The organism is Parafannyhessea sp. (genome assembly GCF_051876455.1).
Taxonomy (GTDB): Bacteria; Actinomycetota; Coriobacteriia; order Coriobacteriales; family Atopobiaceae; genus Parafannyhessea.
Genome location: NZ_JBJEHW010000015.1, coordinates 1 through 6265, shown reverse-complemented (window position 1 = coordinate 6265; position 6265 = coordinate 1). Strand labels below are relative to the sequence as shown.

General features: G+C 69.5%; 5 protein-coding genes. 3 read left to right on the top strand and 2 right to left on the bottom strand.

What is annotated here, in order from left to right:
• Positions 1–90: 90 nt before the first annotated feature.
• Together ACI38Z_RS00660 and ACI38Z_RS00655 are read right to left on the bottom strand one after the other, a co-directional pair.
• A complete protein-coding gene (locus ACI38Z_RS00660; protein ID WP_439788265.1) occupies positions 91–1377 on the bottom strand; it encodes an ATP-binding protein in 1287 nt (428 codons plus the stop codon).
• Between the two features lie 265 nt (positions 1378–1642).
• On the bottom strand, positions 1643–2071 hold the full coding sequence (locus ACI38Z_RS00655) for an FKBP-type peptidyl-prolyl cis-trans isomerase (protein WP_439788264.1): 429 nt from the start codon (positions 2069–2071) through the stop codon (positions 1643–1645).
• A 218-nt stretch (positions 2072–2289) separates the two neighbouring features.
• Here ACI38Z_RS00655 and ACI38Z_RS00650 point away from each other — a divergent pair, with 218 nt between their 5' ends.
• The 3 genes from ACI38Z_RS00650 to ACI38Z_RS00640 form a co-directional block, all read left to right on the top strand.
• Positions 2290–4089: an ATP-binding cassette domain-containing protein gene (locus ACI38Z_RS00650; protein WP_439788263.1), complete on the top strand. Its 1800-nt coding sequence runs from the start codon at positions 2290–2292 to the stop codon at positions 4087–4089.
• Positions 4082–5818, top strand: coding sequence for a hypothetical protein (locus ACI38Z_RS00645; protein ID WP_439788262.1), 1737 nt, complete (start codon positions 4082–4084; stop codon positions 5816–5818). The genes ACI38Z_RS00650 and ACI38Z_RS00645 overlap by 8 nt, the downstream gene beginning before the upstream one ends.
• 72 nt (positions 5819–5890) lie before the next feature.
• The coding region (locus ACI38Z_RS00640; protein ID WP_439788261.1) for a glutamate racemase at positions 5891–6265 on the top strand (375 nt) is incomplete at its 3' end.

Below are 6265 nucleotides of genomic sequence, written 5' to 3'. Positions count from 1 at the left end.
TGCCAGCATGGCGACGGGGTTCATGGGTCGCAGGGGGTAGCGGCGGTTGCGCGGCCTACCTCGTAGTCAGGTGAGGGTCCGCTGGCTCGGTTAGACGAGCACCCTTATCTCTCCGATTGCCCACAGTGGAATGTTGACGAGCCAGCCCTCGTCCCTATACATCGAGAGCGAAGTGCGGACCGCGCGCGAAAGAGCGAACTTGTCGCATGCGACCTTCAGGCTCTTCGAGCGCAGGTTCTCGCCAGCCTTCACCTCTATGGGCACGACCTTCTCATCCATCGGGATGACGAAATCGGTCTCTGCCGTGCCAGTGCTCGAGGACCAGTAGACGGGCTCGAATCCCTTGCAGACGAGCTCCTCGAGCACGTATTGCTCCGTAAGCGACCTCTTGAACTCGGTAAACAGGCGTGACCCGTCAAGTACGGCCGACGGATTGAGGTCTGACAGCGCGCAGAGAAGGCCAACGTCGACGCAGAACAGTTTGAAGCCGGACAGGTCCTCGTACGCCTCGAGCGGCATCTTGAGTGACGATACCCGTGGGACCTTCGTCACGGCACCGTAGTCGAAGAGCCACTGGAGGCTCTCCTCAAAGTCGCGGGCGCGTGCTCCAGGGCGTACCGCACCATACACGAACTTCTTGTTCTCGCGTGCGAGCTGGCTGGGAAGTGACTTCCAGACGAGCCTCATCCTCTCGACGATGCGACCAGGCGCGTGCTTTGCGAAGTCGCTCGCGTAGCCTTCAAGTATTTGGCTCTGCACCCTTCTGACTTCCGAGAGATCCCCCGTGGAGCGAAATAGGTCGACGGCCTCTGGCATGCCACCGACCACAAGGTACTCCTTAAGGCGCTGCGTCAACATGTCCCGTAGCGGCGCGAGCTTTGTCATGTCTGCCTGTGCGAGGGCGTCTGCAACGGGATCTCCGCTTGTGGCGCGAAGGAACTCGCCAAAGCACATGGGGTGAAGGACGAGCTCGTCCACCTTGCCGACAGGGAAGGACTCCCCCTCGCGTCGCATCGATATTCCCATATACGATCCTGCTGCGACGACGTGGTACTCGCGCGCCTGCTCGCAGAAGTACTTGAGGGAGGTGAGCCCCCTGGGCGCCTCCTGGATCTCGTCGAAGATCAGGAGCGTCTCCTCGGGATCGATGCTCCGACCATACCTGAGCTCGATTTCCGAGATTATCCTCTTGGGATCGAGGTCCTGGGAGAAGAGCGTGCGTGCAGACTCGTCCATCAGGAAGTCGATCGTGACGGAGTCCCGGAACTCCTGGTGCGCGAACTCTCGCATGAGCCACGACTTGCCCGTCTGGCGTGCGCCACGAATCACCAGCGGTTTCCTGTTGGGGCGGTTTTTCCATTCCACAAGCGAAGACATCAGGTCGCGTCGCAAGTCCGGTCACCTCTCGTCCTGCTATGGCCTTGTTATAGGAGATATCAAGACTCACACATTTTACCCTAGGAAAAAAGTGGGAGACAACCACATTTTACCCTAGGAAAAATGTGGGAGTCTCGCACAAAGTTCCTAGGGTAAAACGTGGGAAAAAGGGCCGTTCGCAAGCTCATGCCTGCGGGCGGCCCCCATGCTGCGATTTTATGACACTGTGCGTTACGATGCCTTGCCTGTGCAAGGCTCCTCCGAGCTAGTCCTCGACCTCGAGCAGCGTGATCTCGAAGTTGAGGGCCTTGCCGGCCATCTCGTGGTTGAGGTCGAACGTGATCGTGGCGTCGTCCTTCGCGACCACCTGGGCTGGGAAGGGACGGCCGTCCATGCCGGAGAGCATGACCTTCTGGCCGGGCTCCAGGGTCTCCGCGCCGGGCAGCTGCGCCAGGGGGATGGTCTGGACCAGGTCGTCGCGGTGCTCGCCGTAGGCGTCCTTGGGCTCGAGGCGGACGTTGACCGTCTGGCCGGGCTCCATGTCCTTGACGGCGTTGTCGAAGCCGGCGATCATCTGGCCTGCCATGCAGGTGAAAGCCAGCGGCTCGTTGCGGTCGTAGGACGAGTCGAACTTGGTGCCGTCGTCCAGCGTGCCGGTGTAGTGGACCTTTACCTTCTTGCCTTCGTTGCTCACGGGTTGCTCCTGTCGGTTGGTCTTGTCTGGATGGGTCAAGGGTACCCAAAAGCCGCGGCGCCAACGCGGGGGAGTCGCAAGCAGGCGCCCGACCATCGAGCGCCCACAATTGGGGTGGGCGCCCACGTGCCATCTTGGCTACAATCGATACAGTGCGAACGCGCGATGTACCAGCACAAACGACGAGCCGTGACTCAATGCGGGGGTGAGTGTCCCTTATGCGAAGCGACGTGGTGGACGATGCCTTGGATGCGGTGCCGCACCGCGGCGCGCGCCTCTGCCTTGTGGTTGGCTTGCGCCTCGTGGAGTGCCTCCTGGCCATGGCCTGTGCCTGGTTGCTGTGCGATTCCGTGCTCGTGATGGGCGACGGCGCCGCAAAGGCATCCGTGGGTCTGACGCTTGCGCTGTTTGGCGCCCCGCTCGCCTGGGCGGTCGCCCATGCCGCCGCCGGTTGGGTCGCCGCGAGCCTCAGGCTCGACCTCGAGCTTGCGCTGCAGGATGCCGTGGCCGGGGGTGTCGGCCGGCTTGTGCGTGCCGACGCGGGGGAGTGCCCCAGCAGGCGCGAGGCGCTTCTCGCCCAGGGTGCGATGGCAGACGTCTGCCGCGACCGGACCGAGTTCGTGCCCTGGCTTTGCGCGGCGGCGATCTCCCTTGCGGCGTCGATCGCGCTTGCCTCGCAGCTGTCTGCCCAAGCCGCCGTGTGCGTGCTCGCTGCGGGCGGGCTCGAGGCGTTGCTGGTGGTCCTCGCGAGCGGCGGTCGCCGCGCGGCCTCGGGCGACGCCGGGTCCGCCGACGTCCGCGGCGTGGACGGCTACCTGCGGCGCGACCTCGCGGAGCTGGACGCCTACGCGTCGCTTGGCGCCGTGGACTGGCTGCTTGCCAGGTCGGGGGAGAGAAACGCGCTCGTCCGGCGCGAGAGGCTTGCCGTTGGGCGCACCTCGCATGTGGCGCGCGCCCTCGCGCTGCTGGTGGCGCTCGCGTGCCTGGCGCTCGTGCTGGGCATCGTGGACGCGGCGGGCGGCGGCGCGGCGGCCCTGCAGGCGCGACGGGCGCTGGGCGTCGCCGCGTGCGTGGGGCTGTCGCCCCTCGCCCTGATGGCGGGCGCCGCGGAGGGCCATCGCTCCGCACAGTTGGCGCGCGAGGACCTCGTGCATGAGCTCGAGGAGGACGCGGTCGAGCCGGACGAGCCGTTTGGCCTGGCAATCCACCCAGGCGACCACCTGGCGCTGCAGCATGCCGGGCTGTCGGAGGCCGACGCCCGCGCGGGCGCCGACGCCTGGGGCGACCCGCTCACCGTGGTGGGGGACGTGAGCCTGGACGTGTCCGCCGTCGGCCTGACGGTCCTCGCGGGGCCGGCGGATGGCGGCCGCCGCGCGGTGGCGGCACTCCTTTCGGGCGCGGTGCGGCCCAGCACGGGCGTGGCCCTGCTGGGCGGAAAGCCGCTCGACCAGCTGGACCCCGCGGAGCTCGGCGGCTACCTCACGCTCGTGCGGCCCAGTGACTACCTGTTCGAGGGCTCCGTGCGGCAGAACCTGAGAATGGCCGACCCCACCGCCACGGAGGGCATGATGTGGGACGTGCTCGGTGCGGTGGGGCTGGACGAGCCGCTGCGGCGCCTGGACGGGCTCGACACGCGGGTGCTGGCGGACGGCGCCAACCTCGCGCCCGGCGGCAGGCGGCAGCTCTTGCTCGCGCGGGCGCTCCTGCGCGACTCAGCCGTGTACGTGCTGGACGACCTGCTCGACGGCGCGGACGAGGAGTCCGCCGCGAGCATGATGCGCGCCGTGCGCGGGATCGCGCGCTACAAGGCCGTCGTGATCTCGAGCGGGCGCGTGGCCGACGCCGCCGACGCAAGCGTGGTCTACGTGCTGGACGGCGGCCGAGTGACCGGCTCGGGCACGAGCGAGGAGCTTGCCTTGCGGCTGCCTGCCTGGGACGAGGCGCTGCAAAGCCAGCGCGACACAGAGACGTTCGCGCTCCGCAGGGCGCAGGACCTGGAGGAGGCGCGCGATGCCTAGCGAGAAGGACGACCGCCTTGGCAGGGGCGCGCGTGCGGACGCCCGCGGCGCCAACGACCTCGCGGTGCTCTGGGGGCTGCTGCGCCTGGTGGCGCGCTGGGTTCCCCTTGCGCTCCTGGCCGCGCTCGCGGCCGCGGGGTCGCTCTTCTCGCTCGCGACGCTTGTGGCGGGCGTGGTGACGGGCGGCGCGATCCTGGGGGAGGGCCACGCGCTGCCCCTGCAGGCGCTGGGACTCGCGCTCGCCGCGGCGGTGCTCGCGCTTGTCTGGCGGAGGCTCTCGCTTGCGGCGTCCACGGGGATGGAGTGCGAGCTCAGGCATCGCGTGCTGGCACGGCTGGGCGGGCTCTCGCCCATCGCGGTGGGCGATGTGGGGCTGCCGGACGCCGGCGCCTTTGCGAGGGAGGTCCCGCACCGCGACGTGGCCCGCGCCGTCGAGGGCCTTGGCGGGTTCTACCGGCGGGTGGTGCCCTGCCTGCTGGCGACGCTGGTCATGGGCGTGGCCACCTGCGTGGCGCTCGGCACGGCAAACGGCCAGGCCGTCGTGCTCGCCGTGGCATCGTACCTGCTCGTGGGCCTGGTCGCGCCCCTTGCGGCCATCAGGCTGGCGGGCTCCGCGCGCGAGGAGCTGCCGCACGGGCGCGCGGCGCTCTGTGCCACGGCGGCGGACCAGGTTGCCGGCGCGGCCGAGCTCGGGCGACTCCGTGCCGGCGGCCTGTGGCGCGAGGAGCTGCTCGCGCGCGGACAGGCGGTGCGCAGGGCAGCGGCGCGCGTGCGTCGCAACAACGCCGTGGGTGCCGCGCTCGTGGTGCTGGTGTGCGTGGACGCCCTCGTCCTGGCACATGCCTGCATCGCGGCGGCGGTCCCGGGCGGCCTCCCCGCGGCCGGCGCGACCTGGCTCGAGGCGCTCTATGGCTGCTCGCTCATGCCCGTGGTCGCGCTCGCCCGCGCCAGCATGGAGTCAAGCCGCACCTCCGCCTCCGCGCGGGTCGTGCTTGCGCTCATGGCGCGCGAGCGTGAGGTGGACGTGCCCGACGCCGCGGATGGCGCCGGCGCGGATGCCGAGGATGCGGCGCCCGTGGACGCGGGCATCGCCTTCCGCAACGTGTCGCTTGCCGTGGGGGACCGCAACATCCTGTCAGACGTGACGCTCGACGTTCCCGACCGCCACCTGGTCACCGTGTGGGACGGGGACGGTGAGGCACTTGCCGCCGTGTGCGCGCTCGCGATGCGCTATTGCCAGCCCGACGCGGGCGGCGTCTCGCTGGGCGGCGTGCGTATGGACGCGCTGGACCCCGCGGTCACTTCCGCCTGGCTTGCGTACGTAGGGCCCGGCTGCGTGCTCGCGGAGGGCACCATCCGCCAGAACCTCGCACTTGGCTGCCCCGGCGAGCCGGAGCCGGCTGCCCTGGAAGAGGCCCTGCGCCTCGCGCGCGCGGCCGACCTGGTGGAGTCCCTCGGCGGTCTGGACGTCCGCGTGGACCAGCTGCCGCGCCGCCTCACCGCGGGGGAGCGCCAGCGCCTGGGCCTCGCGCGGGCGCTCGCGACGGGCGCCGGGGCCATCGTGCTGCTCGAGCCCACGGAGGGCCTGGACGCCCTCGAGCGCGGCGAGTTCCTGCAGGCGGTGGACGGCCTGCGCGGAAGGCGCACCGTCCTTCTCGCCACCCGCCGGCGCGACGAGGCACTGCTGGGCGACGTGTTGTGCAGGCTCGACGGCGGTGGGGTAGACTAGCCCATGTGTGCCCGCACGGGCGGGCGTGGTCGATGGCGCGTGGTTGGCGCGCGTTCGCGGATGGAGGCCGTTGTGAGCAGAGAGGGTTGCGTCGGCGTGTTCGATTCCGGCGTCGGCGGGATCAGCGTCCTAAAGAGCCTGGCCGCGGAGCTTCCGCACGAGGACTTCGTGTTCTTTGGCGACTCGGCAAACGCCCCCTACGGCGAGAAGACCGAGGACGAGGTGCTCGAGCTCTCGCGCGCAAACGTGGAGCGCCTGCTGGCCGATGGCGCCAAGGCCATCGTGATCGCGTGCAACACCGCGACGAGCGTCGCCGCGGAGACGCTGCGCGGGGAGTACCCGGACCTTCCCATCGTGGGCGTGGAGCCGGCGCTCAAGCCCGCCACGCTCGCGCCCAAGCACGACCGCATCCTGGTCATGGCGACGCCCATCACCCTCAAGCTCGAC

Excerpts from the sequence above, each read along its gene's own strand:
- ACI38Z_RS00660 (WP_439788265.1), bottom strand. The coding sequence starts at position 1,377 with ATGTCTTCGCTTGTGGAATGGAAAAACCGCCCCAACAGGAAACCGCTG.
- ACI38Z_RS00650 (WP_439788263.1), top strand. The coding sequence starts at position 2,290 with ATGCGAAGCGACGTGGTGGACGATGCCTTGGATGCGGTGCCGCACCGC.
- ACI38Z_RS00645 (WP_439788262.1), top strand. The coding sequence starts at position 4,082 with ATGCCTAGCGAGAAGGACGACCGCCTTGGCAGGGGCGCGCGTGCGGAC.